Here is a 15,486-nt window from a genome sequence, read left to right on the forward strand (position 1 = left end):
TCCTGCGGATCATCTCCCGCGGCCGCCGGCTCCGGTAGACCGCCGCCGGCTCCGGTAGACCGCCGCCGGCGCCGGCGAGCCGGCGGGTGATCGGGCGGGACGGCGACGACGAGCCGCTCGCTGACGAGCGTGAGGGCTGCCGGTCCGGCCGGTGCGGCGGTCGCGGCCCCGGTGAGGGCCACGTCCACCGCGCCGGCGCGGACCCCTTGGGCGAGCCGGTCGGAGTTGTCCTCCAGCAGGGCGATCTCCACACCGGGGTGGGCCCGGTGGAAGGCGGTGAGGGCGTCGAACAGCGGGGTGACGGTGCAGCCGACGACCATGCCGACCGTGACCCGGCCCCGGATCACGCCGGCCACGTCCCCCACCGCCCGGCCGACCGCCTCGGCGGCGGCGAGCGCGGCCCGGGCGGGTGCGAGCGCGGCCGCTCCGGCCTCGGTCAGGCCGGTGGTGCGGGCCGAGCGGGTCGAAGAGCTCGGCGGCGAGCTCCTGTTCCGGTCGGCGGATCCGGGCGCTGACCCCGGACCGGCTGATGTGCACCCGCTCGGCCGCCCGGGTGAAGCAGGAGGACGCGGTGATGGCGTACCCGCCCGGGGAGCGGACGGTGGGCCGCGAGGCGATCCGGGCGCTGTGGGAGAAGGTGCCGGCCCACCGCCCGGTCTTCGAGCCGGAGGCCCCGCTCCCGACGCTGGTCAGCGGCGGCATCGCGCTCACCTCGACCCCGCCGCGAAGGACGGCTCCGGAGCTCGCGCGCAGGTCGTGCGGCGCCGGAGCGACGGTAGCCGGCTGCGCCTGCTCGACCAGCCGGAATTCACCCCTCCGGCCTGATCGGCAGGACGCCCCCTACGATTCGCGGCCGCTGGTCGCCGCGTAGTACTGGAGGTCCTGCACCTCCACCTTGTGGTCCACCCGGTACGGCAGGTCGACCTTCACTCCGGCCTTGCCGTCCCGGACGACCTGCGCCGAGCTGGTGCCCGCCTTCAGCGGGAGCAGCTGAGAGTGGATCCCGGCGGGGGCCTCGTAACTGCCGTCCGCGGTGCCGACGGTCGTCCGGACCGCTCCGGCCCCGGTGAGGAAGCTGAGCACCTCCACCTTGTCCCGGGCCGGGGCGCTCCCCTTGCGGAGCGACATCACCAGCGACTGGTCGCCCGTCGGGTCGGCGTCCGCGAACTGTGTGCGCGCGGAGAGGTAGAGGGTGTCCCGGACGATCTTCGGCCAGCCGCCCGTCTTGAACTTGGTCAGGTAGTACGAGGTCAGGTCCAGGTACGCGTAACCGTTGTGCAGGGAGGGTGCGAACTGGCTGCCCTCCGAGTAGTCGTTCCAGGTGGTGAGCTGCACCCAGTCGGCGTCGTCCTCGATGGCGCGCGTCCAGGTCGAGCGCAGGGTGGCGGTGTTGCCCGCCTCGTCGTAGATGCCCTGGTTGGGGCGCGCGTCCTGGACCGACACCGGCTGCATCCAGATCTTGCCCATGTCGTGGGCCCGCCGGACGTCGCGCGTGGAGCTCTCCTGGCCGACGTAGCTGCGGCTGCCCCACTCGGAGAAGCCGTGGCTGATCGGGGCGAACTCGCCGCTGTGGGCGCCGAAGTCGAGGAAGAGCGGGACGAAGGCGGTGCGGATGCCGTGCTCGGACTTCAGGAGGGCGATGACCTCGGTCCACCAGGCGACGCTCTTCTCCTCCGCCTTGAAGGGCGAGACGACGAGGCGGCCGTCGGGGAGCCGGTGTGCGGCGGAGGCGTCGGCGAGCGTGGCGATCGCGCCGGCGAGTACGGCGGGGTCGTCGGTCTTCAGCGAGGTCATGTCCGGCATCAGCATGATCTTGAAGGCCGGGTCCACCGAACGGGCTGCCGCCATCAGCAGGTTGCAGCGGTCCCAGTTCTTGCCGGAGAAGGAGAGCAGGTCGAGGGTGAAGCCGTCGATGCCTGCCGCGCGGGCCGTGCGCACCTCCTGCTGGAGGTTGGCGTACTCCCAGTCGCCGCTCTTCGGGGCCACGGGCAGCGGCCGGTCGCGCAGCAGGCCGCCGTACCGGCCGTGCTTCCCGCTCTCGCCGTCGGGGTCGAGGTAGTTGCGGGTGTAGTAGTCCCGGTCCGCGGCCGCGTTGTCGAGGGAGAGCGGGTAGGGGGTGAAGTAGTGGGCGAACACCAGCTTCTTGCCCCCGCCGCCGGAGCGCAGGGCGGCCGGCGAGGGCATGTCGAAGGGCAGGGCTCCGGTGGGGCGTTCGGCTCCGGAGTCCACCGCGCCCTTGGGGTTGCCCTTGGCGGCCGCGCCCTGGGTGGGCGCCGGGGGGTCGGCGGGGGACGGGGAGGCTCCGCCGGGAGTGCCGGGCGCGCCGCCGGTCCCGGTGGCGGCCGGGAGTCCGCCGCCGCGGGCGGCGGCCTCCTGTACGGAAGCCGCGTCGCGGGGGTCCCAGGCGATTCCGGTGGCCGCGCAGACGCCGACCAGGAAGAAGGCGGAGAGCAGCGTGGCGAGCAGCGGCCTGCGGCCCCGGAAGGCCGGCCGGCGCCGGTGCGACACGGGTCCGGCCGCCCGGCCCGCGCGTCGTGCCCGCCGGCCCGCACGGTGCTGTGCTCGCCGGTCCGTTCGCCGGTCCGCTGTCATTCTGGTCCCTCCCGCGAATATGCCCCTCGTAGGGGCTGCACAGCAGTAGAGCCCAATCCCGGCTTCCGGACAACCGTTCCCAGGAGCCGGAGTTCGGGTGCGTACGTCACGCGGACCACGGGAACTACGCCGCCCGTCCGGCGCCCGGACGACGTCCCCACCTGGGCCGCAGCGAACGCGTCGTTCGGAATGCGACATTCCCCTAGCCTTACGGCACAAGTGGCGCATAATCGTCGTCACGCGGCTCGAAAAAACCCTCTTGCCGCGCTTGGTCACGCATGCAGTGGGGGGCATCGTGCCGATGAGGGAATCCGGGGCCATGGGGGAAGCCGGGTCGATGAAGGAAAACGGCTTATCCGGAACACTGCCGGCGACGTCCGCCGAAATGTCCCGGCTGCTCACCGCCGTCCGGCGGGGGCGCGTGCTGACCGTGGCGGGAGCCTTCCGCGAGCCGCGGAGCCTGCTGGTACGGGAGATCGCGCGGCGGATCGCGTCCAACTTCTACGACGGGGTGGCCGTCGTCGCCATGAATCCGCAGCACGGTGGCTACGGAGTCCGCGAGCTGACGGCCGAACTGGGCTCCGTACCCGGCATGCCCGCCCCGGCCTGCGGGACGGCGAACACCGCCTCGTGGCTGGCCGAACGGGACATGCTGCTCGTCCTGGACGGCGCGGAGCAGCTCGGCCCGGACGCCCTGGCCTGGCTGCGGAACCTGCTGGCGGTGGCGCCGGGGCTGCGGATCCTGGCGGCCGGGCGGTCCCCGCTGGCCTTCGAGCAGGAGCGGATCCACCGGCTCTGATCCACCGCCTCTGATCCGCAGGCTCCGGCTCCACGGACTTCGGCTCCACGGACTTCGGTCCGCCGGGCTCCGGCTCCCGCTCCGGCTCCGCCGAGCCCCGTTACGTGCGCGGCACAGCGCCGCCATGGAGCCGCCACAGCCCCGCCACGGTGCTGCCACACCCCGGTTCTAGGGTCTGACCTGCGGGTTCGGCGGTGCGCGAGCAGCGCCGCGAACCCCCGTGCGTACGTTCCCGTCCCCGCACGTACAGGAGACCCTTCGTGAGCGAGCACACCAGCACGCCCCGGAACGCGCCCCGCACCGCCCCGGTGGGCAGACGCGGCTTCCTCGCGGGCGCCGCGGCGGTGGCCGCGGCCGCCGCGACCCCGGCCCTGGCCGGTGCCGCGAGCGCCGCCCCGTCGGCCGGCGCCGCGGCCCGGCCGAACATCCTGCTGATCGTCACCGACGACCAGCCCAAGCACACCGACTGGGCCCTGCCGAAGCTCGTCGACTGGCTCGGCGGCCACGGCGTCACCTTCACCCACGGGCACTCCGCGACACCCCTGTGCGCGCCCTCCCGCTCCTCCGTCTTCTCGGGCCGCCACGCGCACCACCACGGCGTCCGCAACAACGCCGCCTCGCACAGCCTCGACCAGTCCGCCACCGTGCAGCGCCGGCTGCAGCAGGCCGGGTACCGTACCGGTCTCTTCGGCAAGTACCTCAACTCATGGACCCTCGCGGACGCTCCACCGCACTTCGAGGAGTTCGCGCTGCTCCAGCCGGGCTTCAACAACGCGCAGTGGAACATCGACGGCACCGTCCAGCAGCTTCCCGGCTACACCACCAACATCATCAAGAACAGGACCCTCGCCTTTCTCGACAAGGCGGCCACCGACACCCGCCCCTGGTTCGCGTACGTCGCGCCCTACGCCTCCCACGAGCCGAACGTGCCCGCCGCCAAGTACGCCGAGACGCCGGTGCCCGCCTGGAACGGCCGCCCCTCGGTACCCGAGGCCGACCGCGGCGACAAGCCCGCGTACATCCAGAACGCCACCGCGACCCTCGCCGACGCACAGGAGCTGCGCCGCCGCCAGCTGCGCGCGCTGCTGTCGGTGGACGACGCCGTGCAGGCCGTCCGCGACAAGCTCGCGGCCCTCGGCCAGCTGGAGAACACCCTCGTCATCTACACCGCGGACAACGGCTACACCTGGGCCGACCACGGCTGGCTGAAGAAGTCCGTGCCCTACTCCCCCGCCCACGAGGTGCCGTTCTACCTTTCCTGGCCCGCCGGCGGCCTCGGCTCCGGCACCACCGACAGCAGGATCGTCGCCAACATCGACATCGCGCCCACCGTCCTGGACGCGGCCGGGATCACCCCGGACACCCCCCAGGACGGGCACTCGCTGCTCACCGCGGCCGACCGCGACCACCTGCTGGTGCAGTGGTGGAAGCAGGGCACGGGCGGCACCGGACCGAAGACCTGGGCCTCGTACGTGGCGAAGGACAAGCAGTACACCGAGTACTACAACCTGCACACCGATGCCACCGGAGCGGTCTCCGGCACCGGGCAGGTGGCCTTCCGCGAGTACTACGACCTGGTGAGCGACCCCTACCAGTTGCGGAACCTGCTCCACCAGGCCACCCCGGCACAGGAACAGGCCCTCGGCATTCCGGCGCTGGCCGCACGGCTGGCCGCCGACCGCGCCGGCTGACCCGGGCGGATCCGTACCGCTCCGGCCACCCCCGTACCGTCCCCAGGAGAGATCCATGCCGCCCGAGCCCTGCTGCACCCCCGGACGCGAGCCCGCCGCCGAGGTCCTGACCCTCGCCCGGCGGCCGGGACCCGCGCCCGTGGGAGCGCCGGCGGCGGACCCGGCGGCGGCCCGGGCCGTACGCGACCTCGTCGCCCTCGCGGGCGGCCGGTTCCTGATGGGGACGGAGGACCCGGACGGGTTCCCGGCGGACGGCGAGGGTCCGGTACGCCGGGAGGTGGTCGGGGCGTTCCGCATCGCCCCGACCACCGTCACCAACGCGCAGTTCGCGTCCTTCGTGAAGGCCACCGGCCATGTCACGGAGGCGGAGTCCTTCGGCTTCAGCTTCGTCTTCGCGGGCTTCCTGACGGGTGAACTCGCGGCCGCCTCGCCCGCGGTGGCCGGGACCCCGTGGTGGCGGGCGGTCTCCGGGGCCGACTGGCGCCGTCCGGAGGGGCCCGGTTCCTCCTCCGCCGCCCGCCAGAACCACCCCGTGGTCCACGTCTCCTGGCACGATGCCCAGGCGTACTGCGCCTGGTCCGGGACCCGGCTGCCCACGGAGCCGGAGTGGGAGTTCGCCGCGCGCGGCGGGCTGGAGCAGAAGCGCTACCCGTGGGGCGACGAGCTGCGCCCCGGCGGGCGGTACATGTGCAACATCTGGAACGGTGACTTCCCGGTCCACAACACCCGGGCCGACGGGTACGCGGGCACGGCCCCGGCCAAGGCCTTCCGGCCCAACGGGTACGGCCTCTACCAGGCGGTCGGCAACGTATGGGAGTGGTCCGCCGACCGCTTCTCGCCCGCCGGCCCGGAACGGACCATGCGCGGGGGCTCCCACATGTGCCACGACTCGTACTGCAACCGATACCGGGTCGCGGCACGCACCCGCAACACCCCCGACAGCTCCGCCGGGAACATCGGCTTCCGGGTGGCTGCGGACGGGGTGGCGGACGTCGCCGCGGACGTGGCGGCCGGGATCAGCCGAGCTGCCGGCTGAGCTGCCGCCACACCGGGGCCGGGCAGCGCCCCTGCGGCCGGGACTTGAGGAACATCCCGTACTCGACCCGGCGCGGCGGACGGCCGAACTCCACCCAGTGCGCGCGGCCGGAGGCCTTGTCCCAGCCGTCGTTGGGCATCCGGATGTGGTCGGCGCGCCCGTCCTTGTCCTTGGTGGTGATCTGGGCGACCTCCACGTGGCCGGGATGGACGGCCAGCACCACGCAGTAGTGCCGCAGCTGCCGCGCCGGGTCCTCGCGCAGCGGCACCATGGCCAGCCAGATCTCCCCCGGCGCCGGCCGGCGGGTGCCGGCGGCCACGCGCGGGCCGCCGCGCGAGGCGTCCCACCGGCGGACCGCCACGACGAAGGCGAGCGCCACCAGTCCTGCGGCCATGCTCTCGGCCGTGGCCCGGACGTTCCACACCGGGTACTCCCCGACCCTGCTCTCCGTCCACCACAGCACCCCGGCGACGAGCGCGAGCAGCACCGCCGCCCGGACCGGTACCAGCCACCAGCCGCCGGTCCGCCGGCGCGAGGCGAACAGGGCCAGCAGCAGGGCCACGACGGCCGGGACGGCGTAGACGACGAGGTACTGGCCGAAGCCGTGGAGCTGCTGCGGCGGTGACTGCTCGGCGAGCAGATCGGGCAGCGCCAGCGGCACAGCCAGCAGATAGCCGACGGTGGGCAGGACGAAGAGCACGAGCAGGAGCGCCAGGCAGCCGATACCGCCGCAGGACGTGTCGGAACGACGTGCCACAGAACCCCCAGAGCCTTTTCGCTGAAGCCCCCCGGGGCACCGACCCCGAACGCTAGCGCAGGGCCCACGCCTCGGCCAGGAGTCCCATGAGGACCTCGTCCCGGAAGGCGCCGGACACGACCTCGCTCCGGCGGACACGACTCCGCCCCGGCGGGCACGGGCCGGCCGGGGCGGAGCGGGTCACGTCGTCAGGGACGCGTGGGTACGGCTGTCGGCATCAGCCCAGGAGGGCGAGTGCCTGGTTGAGGGTCGCGGACGGGCGCATGATCGCCGCGGCCTTCGTGGCGTCGGGCTGGTAGTAGCCGCCGATGTCGGCCGGGGAGCCCTGCACCGCGACGAGCTCGGCGACGATGGTCTCCTCCTGCTCCGACAGCGTCTTGGCGACCGGCTCGAAGGCCGTGGCCAGCTCGGCGTCGTCGGTCTGCTTGGCCAGCTCCTGCGCCCAGTAGGTGGCGAGGTAGAAGTGGCTGCCGCGGTTGTCGATGCCGCCCAGCTTGCGGCTCGGCGACTTGTCCTCGTTGAGGAAGGTGCCGGTCGCGCGGTCCAGGGTGTCGGCCAGCACCTGGGCGCGGGCGTTGCCGGTGGTGGTCGCGAGGTGCTCGAAGCTGGCGGCCAGCGCGAAGAACTCGCCCAGGCTGTCCCAGCGCAGGTAGTTCTCCTTGACCAGCTGCTGAACGTGCTTCGGGGCGGAGCCGCCGGCGCCCGTCTCGAAGAGGCCGCCACCGTTCATCAGCGGGACGACCGACAGCATCTTGGCGCTGGTGCCCAGCTCCAGGATGGGGAAGAGGTCGGTCAGGTAGTCACGCAGCACGTTGCCGGTCACCGAGATGGTGTCCTCGCCGCGGCGGATGCGCTCCAGGGAGAAGGCGGTGGCCTCGACCGGGGAGAGGATCTTGATGGTCAGGCCCTCGGTGTCGTGCTCGGCGAGGTACGTCTTGACCTTGGCGATCAGCTGCGCGTCGTGGGCGCGGGTCTCGTCCAGCCAGAAGACGGCCGGGACGCCGGTGGCGCGGGCGCGGGTGACGGCGAGCTTGACCCAGTCCTGGATCGGCAGGTCCTTGGTCTGGCAGGCGCGGAAGATGTCGCCGGCGGCGACCTCCTGCTCCAGGACGGTGTTGCCCGCGGCGTCGACCAGGCGGACGGTGCCCGCGGTGGCGATCTCGAAGGTCTTGTCGTGGCTGCCGTACTCCTCGGCCTTCTGCGCCATGAGGCCGACGTTCGGGACCGAGCCCATGGTGGACGGGTCGAAGGCGCCGTGGGCGCGGCAGTCGTCGACGACGACCTGGTAGACGCCGGCGTAGCTGCTGTCCGGGAGGACGGCGAGGGTGTCGGCCTCGGCGCCGTCCGGGCCCCACATGTGGCCGGAGGTGCGGATCATGGCCGGCATCGAAGCGTCGACGATGACGTCGGACGGCACGTGCAGGTTGGTGATGCCCTTGTCGGAGTCGACCATCGCGAGGGCCGGGCCCTCGGCGATCTCGGCGTCGATCGAGGCCTTGATCGCGTCGCTGTCGGGCAGCGCGCCCAGGCCGTTCAGGATGGCGCCCAGACCGTCGTTGGGCGACAGGCCGGCGGCGGCCAGGGTCTCGCCGTAGCGGGCGAAGGTCTTCGGGAGGAAGGCGCGGACCACGTGGCCGAAGACGATCGGGTCGGAGACCTTCATCATCGTGGCCTTGAGGTGCACGGAGAACAGCACGCCCTCGGCCTTGGCACGCTCGATCTGGTCGTTCAGGAAGGTGCGCAGCGCGTCGACGTGCAGGACGGACGCGTCCACGACCTCACCGGCGAGGACCGGTACGGACTCGCGGAGCACCGTGGTGGCGCCGTCGGCGGCCACGTGCTCGATGCGCAGGGTGCCGGCCTCGGCGATGACGGTGGACTTCTCGGTGGAGCGGAAGTCGTTCTCGCCCATGGTGGCGACGTTCGTCTTCGACTCGGGGACCCAGGCGCCCATGCGGTGCGGGTGCGTCTTGGCGTAGTTCTTGACCGAGGCGGGGGCGCGGCGGTCGGAGTTGCCCTCGCGCAGGACCGGGTTGACGGCGCTGCCCTTGACCTTGTCGTAGCGGGCGCGGATGTCGCGCTCCTCGTCGGTCTTCGGGTCGTCCGGGTAGTCCGGGAGGGCGTAGCCCTGGCCCTGGAGCTCGGCGACCGCGGCCTTGAGCTGCGGGATCGAGGCCGAGATGTTCGGAAGCTTGATGATGTTGGCTTCCGGGGTCTTCGCCAGCTCGCCGAGCTCGGCGAGGGCGTCGGCGATCCGCTGGCTCTCCTGGAGGTACTCCGGGAAGACGGCGATGATCCGACCGGCCAGGGAGATGTCACGGGTCTCGACATTCACACCGGCCGTCGACGCGTATGCCTGGATCACAGGCAGGAAGGAATACGTCGCGAGGGCCGGGGCCTCGTCAGTGTGCGTGTAGATGATGGTCGAGTCAGTCACCGGATGCTCCGCTCCACAGTCTGCGTCTCTCGTCTGCAACATTGCTCGACATCAAGATATCTCGTGATCGGGCCGCTCTGGACAGCCCCCTGCCGCCAGTCCGGGAGACGCGTGTCACGCGGGGCCCGGCGGGCCCGGGAAAAGGCGAAAGCGCCGCCCCCGGCTTTTTCCCGGCCAGGGGCGGCGCTCAGGCATTCAGGCCTTGATCAGGCCCGTACGGCAGATCAGGCGGCGTAGGCCTTCGGGTCCGGGCCGTACTGGTTCGGCTGCGGCTGACCGGCGGTGGCGGTCAGGACGAGCAGCCAGATGCCACCGATGAAGGGGACGAACATGATGAAGTACCAGGCACCGGACTTGCCGAGGTCGTGCAGACGACGGACGGTGAGCGCCAGCGTCGGCACGATGGTGCCGAGGATGTACAGGCCGACGATGATCATGTTGGCGCCGATGACGGCGTCCACGATCGCGAGGACGATCACGGCGGCGGCCTGGAAGAGGGCGAACATCCAGTACTCCTGGCGGCGCGCGCGGCCGGAGAAGACGGCGTACTTCTTCAGGACATCGGTGTAGTGGTTCATGAGGGTCCCCCCAGAGGACGGTGTGTTCGGCCCGTCCTGCTGGAGCAAGCCGGGGCAGAACTTATGCCCCCCTTACGTCGCGGTCAAGCCACTTCCGGGGAGGCCAAATCGGTTGGACTGCCCGATTTCCGGCACCGGAGTTACGACTTCGGGACACAGTGGCAGCACCATGTCCCTGAACGTCCGAAACGTCCGCACCAGAGGCCCACTTGACGCCCCCACAGCTGCTCTGATCGTTACCCACATCGTTATCGCCCCGCGACACCGCGGACCAGGACGGGGAGGAGGGCCCCGCCCGGGCCGCGGCGCGCCGTCAGCCGATGTGGAAGGAGTCCCCGTAGACCTTCCAGTCGAGCGGCGTATTGAGGTTCAGATTGCCCTTCTTCAGAAAGACCCGCTGCGCGGTGTCGACCCGGCTGGTGTCGCTGTGCGCCTCCTCCTGCTTCATCGCCCAGACCCGGGCGTCGAGGAAGGCGTTCAGGTACGTGGTCTCGTTGCCGCCCTGGGACGGGGGCTTGGCCTTGGACAGGGCGCGCTTGCGGATGTTGCGGAAGCTGGTGGAGTCGCCGCCGTCACCGTGCATGACGATGGCGTCGTAGTACATGAACTGGCCCAGCACGCCGATCCCGTCGGCCTTGCCCTGGTTGACCGACGGGTTGAAGTAGACCCGGTCGCGCTCGTGGTCCTGGGCCTTCCTGAAGTCGGCGTCCTGGGCCGCCTTCGCCCAGTCCTTGGTGAAGTTCGGATCGAGGCCGGCGTGCGAGTCGCTGCCGTCGACCTTGCGCAGGGCGGGGAGGTACTTGGCGAGGACGTTGCCCGGCTTGATCTGCGTGTAGTACTCGACGAGGTCGAGCATGTCGCCGGTGCCGGAACAGAATCCGATGATGCCGGCCGTGTATCCGCGGCCGTCGTCTATGTCCTCTATGTACTTGTACTGCGCCTTCCAGTCCAGCGAGGAGTTCTCCGCACTGGAGACGATCTTCATGGCGATCTCCTTCTTCGCCGGATCGTCGAGTCCTGCGGCTGCCGCCGCCGCGGTCTCCGCCACGGGGGCGGGGGCTGCGGTGGCATGGGCGGTGACGGGGACGGCGATCAGCGCACTGCCGAGCAGTGCGCCGATCGCCAGCATCTTGCGGCGGGGGGTGAACACAAGGCCTCCATCTGGTAGTTGAGGCGTCCCAGTTTCGTTAGGAAACTTTACTACCAGAGCTGACGGCAGCTCAATACCCGGGCGCACCCCAAGGAATGGCCTCGTCCGGTCAGAGCCAGCCGTTACGCCTGAAGCCCCGGTGGATGACGAAGCAGGCGAGCACCATGACGCCGAGGACCAGCGGGTAGCCGTAGGTCCAGTGCAGTTCGGGCATGTGGTCGAAGTTCATGCCGTACACGCCGCAGACCATGGTCGGGACGGCGACGATCGCCGCCCATGCCGTGATCTTGCGCATGTCCTCGTTCTGCGCGACGGTCACCTGCGCCAAGTGGGCCTGCAGGATGGAGTCGAGGAGGTTGTCGTAGGCGCCGATCTGCTCCGTGGCCCGGGTCAGATGGTCCGCCACGTTCCGGAAGTACGCGCGGGTCTCCGGCGGGATGACCGGTATCGGCTGCGTGGCCAGCTGCTGGAGCGGGCGGCTCAGCGGCGCCACCGCCCGCCGCAGCTCCAGGAGTTCGCGCTTGAGCTGGTAGATCCGGCCCGCGTCGCCTCGGCCGCCGTCCTCGCTGAACACCGCGGTCTCGACGGCGTCGATGTCGTTCTGCACCGCGTCCGTCACGGCCACGTAGTCGTCGACCACATGGTCGGCCATGGCGTGCAGAACGGCCGCGGGCCCGTTGGCCAGTTGGTCCGGTGCGGCCTCCAGCTCCTCGCGGACCGGGCCCAGCGTGCCGCGGCCGCCGTGCCGGATGGTGATGATGAAGTCCTGGCCGGTGAAGGCCATCAGCTCGCCGGTCTCCACCACCTCGCTGGTCGCGGTCAGCTCCTCGTGCTCCACGTAGCGCACGGTCTTGAAGACGGAGAACAGCGTCTCGTCGTAGCGCTCCACCTTGGGGCGCTGGTGCGCGTTCACGGCGTCCTCGACCGCGAGGGGGTGCAGGCCGAACAGCTCGGCGAGCCCGGTCAGCTCCGACCTCGCCGGCTCGTGCAGGCCGATCCAGACGAAGCCGTCACCGGTCTTGCGGACCCGGCGCAGCGCCTCCTCGACCTCCGCGCAGTCGTCCTGCCGGACGCCGTCCCGGTAGATCACGCAGTTGACCACCGCACTGCCGAGCGGGGAGCGGGCCGGGTGGCTGAGGTCGACGGCCCGCCGGTAGCTGCGCCGCACGACCCGGCGCAGGTTGCTGAACATGGACAAGGCGTACTCCCCTTCGGCGGATCAGCGGCCAGTCTGCCATCGCCACCGGAACGCCTGCGTCCGGGCTCACCGCCCGCGGGGGAACTCCGCCGTCCGCGTCAGACCTTGTCGATGAACACGCTCGTCGACTTCACCCGCGCCGTGGCCCGCGCGCCCACTTCCAGCCCGAGCTCCTCCACCGCCTCGCGGGTCAGCAGTGACACGATCCGGTGCGGTCCGGCCTGGATCTCCACCTGCGCGTCGACCGTGCCGAGCTTCACCCCGGTGACGATGCCGGGGAAGGCGTTGCGGGCCGAGGTGTACGGGGCCTCCTCGCCCTCGGCGCCCTCCTGTGCGGCCTCGACGCAGAAGGCGGCCAGGTCGGGCCCGTCCACCATCCGCCGTGTGCCCTCGCGGTGGGTGGGGAACCGGTCGGCATCCGCCCAGCGCCGGGCCGTGTCGACGCTGACGCCGAGCAGCCGGGCCGCCTGGCCGATCGTGTAGGACTCCATGGGTCGCAGCTTAGGGGGTGTCTTGTCGATCATTACGGATCGGGCCGGATCGGGCCGGGTCACGCGGCAGGGTGGCGGAGGGACTCCCGGGCCGCCGCCGCGATCACCTCCGCGACCGTCGACAGCGCGGGCGAATCGAGCCTCCACTGCTGCCAGTACAGGGGGACGTCCATCGGCCGCAGCGGCTCCAGCAGCACCAGCTGTCCCGTCCGCACCAGCGGTCTCGACTGCTGCTCCGGCACCAGCCCCCACCCCAGCCCCGCGACCACCGCGTCCCGGAACCCCTCCGACGTCGGTATGTAGTGCCGGAGCGGCCCCGCCCCGGCCGCCGGGTCCCCTGTGAGCGCGCGGACGAAGGCGTCCTGGAGGTCGTCCTTCCGGTCGAACACGATCGTCGGTGCCTCGCGCAGGTCCCGCTCCGGCTCCCCCGTCAGATACCGGGCCGCGAACGCGGGGCTCGCCGTCGGCAGGTACCGGACCAGTCCCAGCATCCGTACGCTGCACCCGGCCACCGGGTCGGGCGAGGAGGTCACCGCCGCCATGACCTGCCCCTCCCGCAGCAACGCCGTCGTATGGGACTCGTCCTCGCGGTGGAGCTCGATGCAGACCGGCGGATCCTGCGGCACCCGCGCGAGCGCGGGCAGGAACCAGGTGGCGAGGGAGTCAGCGTTCACCGCGATCGGCAGCCGCACCGGGCCCATCCCGTCGGCCATCCCCAGCTCGGCGCGCGCGTCGCGCTCCAGGCGGGCCAGCTGCCGGGCGAAGCGGATCACCACCTCCCCGGATTCGGTCGCCCGCACCGGCTTCGTCCGCATCAGCAGCACCCGCCCGGTCCGCTGCTCCAGCGCCTTGACCCGTTGGCTGACCGCGGAAGGGGTCACGTGCAGGGCGGCGGCCGCCGCGTCGAAGGTGCCCTCGTCCACCACGGCGAGCAGCGTGCGTACCTGGTCCAGCGGAAGCTCATCCATCACAAGCGCTAATGGTACGTAAAAATCTTTAGCTGTACTGAACCGACCTCGCTGCCTACCGTCGGGGTCATGAACTACGGCATCGTCACCGCGGCCCTGGCCGGCTTCGGCAGCGGACTCTCCCTCATCGTCGCCATCGGCGCGCAGAACGCCTTCGTCCTCCGCCAGGGCGCGCGCCGCCACGCGGTCCTCGCCGTGGTCGCCATCTGCGCCGTGTCCGACGCGGTCCTCATCTCCCTCGGCGTCGCCGGGGTCGGCGTCTTCGTCACCGCCTGGCCGGCCGCGCTGACGGTGGTCGCGCTGGCCGGAGGCGGTTTCCTGATCTGCTACGGAGTGCTGGCCGCCCGCCGGGTGCTGCGGCCCACCCCCGGCGCCGCCCTCACCACGGAGGGGGCGACGAGCGGGTCCGCCCGCCGGGCCGTGCTGACCGCTCTGGCCATGACCTGGCTCAACCCGCACGTCTACCTGGACACCGTGCTGCTCCTCGGTTCCCTCGCCGCCGACCGCGGCGACCTGCGGTGGGCCTTCGCGATCGGGGCCGTGCTGGCCAGCCTGACCTGGTTCGCCGGTCTGGGCTACGGGGCCCGGCTGCTGAGCGGCCTGCTCGCCCGCCCGGCCGCCTGGCGGGTCCTGGACGGGCTCGTCGCTGCGACCATGGTCACCATGGGCGGCCTGCTGCTGGCCCGCGCCTGAGTCAGCATGTCGGCGCCGGGCGCCTGCCGCGGCCGGGGCATAGTGCTGGTGCCGCCGACCCGACCCCCTGGAGCCCGCCGTGCCCGACCGTCCCTCCCCGCTCGTGTCCGCCACCGGGGTCGTCCTGGACACGCGCGGGCGGGTCCTCGTACTGACCACCCCGGGCCGGACCGACCCGGAGCTTCCGGGCGGCGCGGTCGAGGACACCGAGACCCCGGAGGAAGCGCTGGCCCGCGCGCTGCGGGAAGGACTGGGCCTCGCCCGGCCGGCCGGCCGCCTGCTGGCGGTGGATTCCCGGCCGCCCGGCCCGGCCGGCCCGCCCGGCCGCTCCCTGATCGTGCACGTCCACCTCGTCGGCCCGCTCCCGCCGCCCGAGGCCGGGTCGGTCTCCTTCCCCGCCGGGGCGACGACCGAGGCCCGCTGGCTCCCGCCCGAGGCGGCCTGTGCACTGTTGCCCGCCCGCACCGCGCCCCGGCTGCGCGCCGCACTGGCCGCCCTGCACACCGGCTCCTTCGCCCACCTGGTCGACGGGGTGCCCCAGCCGGGCTCCCCGGCCGGTCTGGACCCGGCCCGGCGGGTGGCCCTGGAGCACTCGGGCACCCTCGACCCGGCCAGCCACCGGGCCAGCCGTCCCAAGGCGGTGACGGCGGCGAGCGTGCTGTTCACCGGCTCCGACGGCCGGATCCTGCTGGTGCAGCCCGCGTACGGCAGATCCGACCGCTGGAACCTGCCCGGCGGCGGCATCGACAGCGACCTCGGCGAGATCCCGCGCGCCGCCGCCCGCCGGGAGGTCCAGGAGGAGCTCGGCCTCGACCTCGCCCCGGGCCGGCTGCTCGCCGTGAACTGGGCCCACAAGCCCGGCCGTCCCGCCCGTATCCGGTTCCTCTACGACGGCGGCGTCCTCGACGCCCCCACCCTCGCCCGGATCCGGCTGGACCGGACCGAGCTGCTCCAGTGGCGCACCGTCACCTCCGCGGAACTCCCCGGCCTGGTCAAACCCGCCCTGCGGCGCCAGATCACCGCCTGCCTGGCCGCCCGCGCCGCCGGCACCGGCCCGCTGGAGCTCCACGCGGGCCGCCCCTGACCGGCGGGCCCG

Annotated in this window: 13 protein-coding genes and 2 pseudogenes; 6 read left to right on the plus strand and 9 right to left on the minus strand. The window is 72.2% G+C overall.

Features of this window, described 5'->3' with window-relative positions:
* Positions 1-65: 65 nt before the first annotated feature.
* A pseudogene (locus tag KO717_RS05700) lies at positions 66-576 on the minus strand (LysR family transcriptional regulator); the annotation flags it as partial.
* On the opposite strand from KO717_RS05700, the pseudogene KO717_RS05705 reads away from it, so the two are divergent.
* Positions 530-825: pseudogene (locus tag KO717_RS05705) on the plus strand (YybH family protein). The pseudogenes KO717_RS05700 and KO717_RS05705 sit on opposite strands and share 47 nt — an antisense overlap.
* A gap of 15 nt (positions 826-840) precedes the next feature.
* On the opposite strand, the gene KO717_RS05710 reads toward KO717_RS05705, so the two are convergent.
* On the minus strand, positions 841-2,508 hold the full coding sequence (locus KO717_RS05710; RefSeq protein WP_301364768.1) for a glycoside hydrolase family 71 protein: 1,668 nt from the start codon (positions 2,506-2,508) through the stop codon (positions 841-843).
* 469 nt (positions 2,509-2,977) lie between these two features.
* On the opposite strand from KO717_RS05710, the gene KO717_RS05715 reads away from it, so the two are divergent.
* The 3 genes from KO717_RS05715 (at position 2,978) to KO717_RS05725 (ending at position 6,118) form a co-directional block, all read left to right on the plus strand.
* On the plus strand, positions 2,978-3,391 hold the full coding sequence (locus KO717_RS05715) for a hypothetical protein (RefSeq protein ID WP_189741309.1): 414 nt from the start codon (positions 2,978-2,980) through the stop codon (positions 3,389-3,391).
* A gap of 260 nt (positions 3,392-3,651) precedes the next feature.
* A complete protein-coding gene (locus KO717_RS05720) occupies positions 3,652-5,082 on the plus strand; it encodes a sulfatase family protein (protein WP_301364769.1) in 1,431 nt (476 codons plus the stop codon).
* 55 nt (positions 5,083-5,137) lie between these two features.
* On the plus strand, positions 5,138-6,118 hold the full coding sequence (locus tag KO717_RS05725; RefSeq protein ID WP_301364770.1) for a formylglycine-generating enzyme family protein: 981 nt from the start codon (positions 5,138-5,140) through the stop codon (positions 6,116-6,118).
* Here the strand turns inward: KO717_RS05725 and KO717_RS05730 are convergent.
* From KO717_RS05730 to KO717_RS05760, 7 genes are all read right to left on the minus strand, one after another.
* Entirely contained in the window at positions 6,099-6,875 is a 777-nt protein-coding gene (locus tag KO717_RS05730; protein WP_301364771.1) for a hypothetical protein, read from the minus strand. The genes KO717_RS05725 and KO717_RS05730 overlap by 20 nt on opposite strands.
* Positions 6,876-7,092: 217 nt before the next feature.
* A complete protein-coding gene (locus KO717_RS05735; protein WP_301364772.1) occupies positions 7,093-9,312 on the minus strand; it encodes an NADP-dependent isocitrate dehydrogenase in 2,220 nt (739 codons plus the stop codon).
* A 224-nt stretch (positions 9,313-9,536) separates the two neighbouring features.
* On the minus strand, positions 9,537-9,890 hold the full coding sequence (locus KO717_RS05740) for a DUF805 domain-containing protein (protein WP_301364773.1): 354 nt from the start codon (positions 9,888-9,890) through the stop codon (positions 9,537-9,539).
* A 313-nt stretch (positions 9,891-10,203) separates the two neighbouring features.
* Complete coding sequence (locus tag KO717_RS05745) at positions 10,204-11,019, minus strand: chitosanase (protein WP_301374379.1); 816 nt, start codon at positions 11,017-11,019, stop codon at positions 10,204-10,206.
* A gap of 130 nt (positions 11,020-11,149) precedes the next feature.
* Positions 11,150-12,232: a magnesium/cobalt transporter CorA gene (gene corA / locus KO717_RS05750; RefSeq protein WP_301364774.1), complete on the minus strand. Its 1,083-nt coding sequence runs from the start codon at positions 12,230-12,232 to the stop codon at positions 11,150-11,152.
* Positions 12,233-12,336: 104 nt separating this feature from the next.
* Positions 12,337-12,729, minus strand: coding sequence for a TOBE domain-containing protein (locus tag KO717_RS05755; RefSeq protein ID WP_301364775.1), 393 nt, complete (start codon positions 12,727-12,729; stop codon positions 12,337-12,339).
* Between the two features lie 59 nt (positions 12,730-12,788).
* The gene (locus tag KO717_RS05760) at positions 12,789-13,697 is read right to left on the minus strand and encodes a LysR family transcriptional regulator ArgP (RefSeq protein ID WP_301364776.1); all 909 of its coding nucleotides are present in this window, start codon (positions 13,695-13,697) and stop codon (positions 12,789-12,791) included.
* Positions 13,698-13,766: 69 nt separating this feature from the next.
* Here KO717_RS05760 and KO717_RS05765 point away from each other — a divergent pair, with 69 nt between their 5' ends.
* Both KO717_RS05765 and KO717_RS05770 read left to right on the plus strand, forming a co-directional pair.
* Positions 13,767-14,390: a LysE/ArgO family amino acid transporter gene (locus tag KO717_RS05765; protein ID WP_301364777.1), complete on the plus strand. Its 624-nt coding sequence runs from the start codon at positions 13,767-13,769 to the stop codon at positions 14,388-14,390.
* A gap of 79 nt (positions 14,391-14,469) precedes the next feature.
* Entirely contained in the window at positions 14,470-15,474 is a 1,005-nt protein-coding gene (locus KO717_RS05770) for an NUDIX hydrolase (RefSeq protein WP_301364778.1), read from the plus strand.
* The last annotated feature ends 12 nt before the right edge of the window (positions 15,475-15,486 follow it).

This window comes from Streptomyces xanthophaeus (genome assembly GCF_030440515.1).
Classification (GTDB): domain Bacteria; phylum Actinomycetota; class Actinomycetes; order Streptomycetales; family Streptomycetaceae; genus Streptomyces; species Streptomyces kutzneri.

Bases quoted from the DNA above. Each gene is read 5' to 3' on its own strand.
- KO717_RS05755 (WP_301364775.1), bottom strand. From the start codon at position 12,729: ATGGAGTCCTACACGATCGGCCAGGCGGCCCGGCTGCTCGGCGTCAGC.
- KO717_RS05715 (WP_189741309.1), top strand. From the start codon at position 2,978: ATGTCCCGGCTGCTCACCGCCGTCCGGCGGGGGCGCGTGCTGACCGTG.
- KO717_RS05760 (WP_301364776.1), bottom strand. From the start codon at position 13,697: ATGGATGAGCTTCCGCTGGACCAGGTACGCACGCTGCTCGCCGTGGTG.
- KO717_RS05765 (WP_301364777.1), top strand. From the start codon at position 13,767: ATGAACTACGGCATCGTCACCGCGGCCCTGGCCGGCTTCGGCAGCGGA.
- KO717_RS05740 (WP_301364773.1), bottom strand. From the start codon at position 9,890: ATGAACCACTACACCGATGTCCTGAAGAAGTACGCCGTCTTCTCCGGC.
- corA (WP_301364774.1), bottom strand. From the start codon at position 12,232: ATGTTCAGCAACCTGCGCCGGGTCGTGCGGCGCAGCTACCGGCGGGCC.
- KO717_RS05725 (WP_301364770.1), top strand. From the start codon at position 5,138: ATGCCGCCCGAGCCCTGCTGCACCCCCGGACGCGAGCCCGCCGCCGAG.
- KO717_RS05745 (WP_301374379.1), bottom strand. From the start codon at position 11,019: ATGCTGGCGATCGGCGCACTGCTCGGCAGTGCGCTGATCGCCGTCCCC.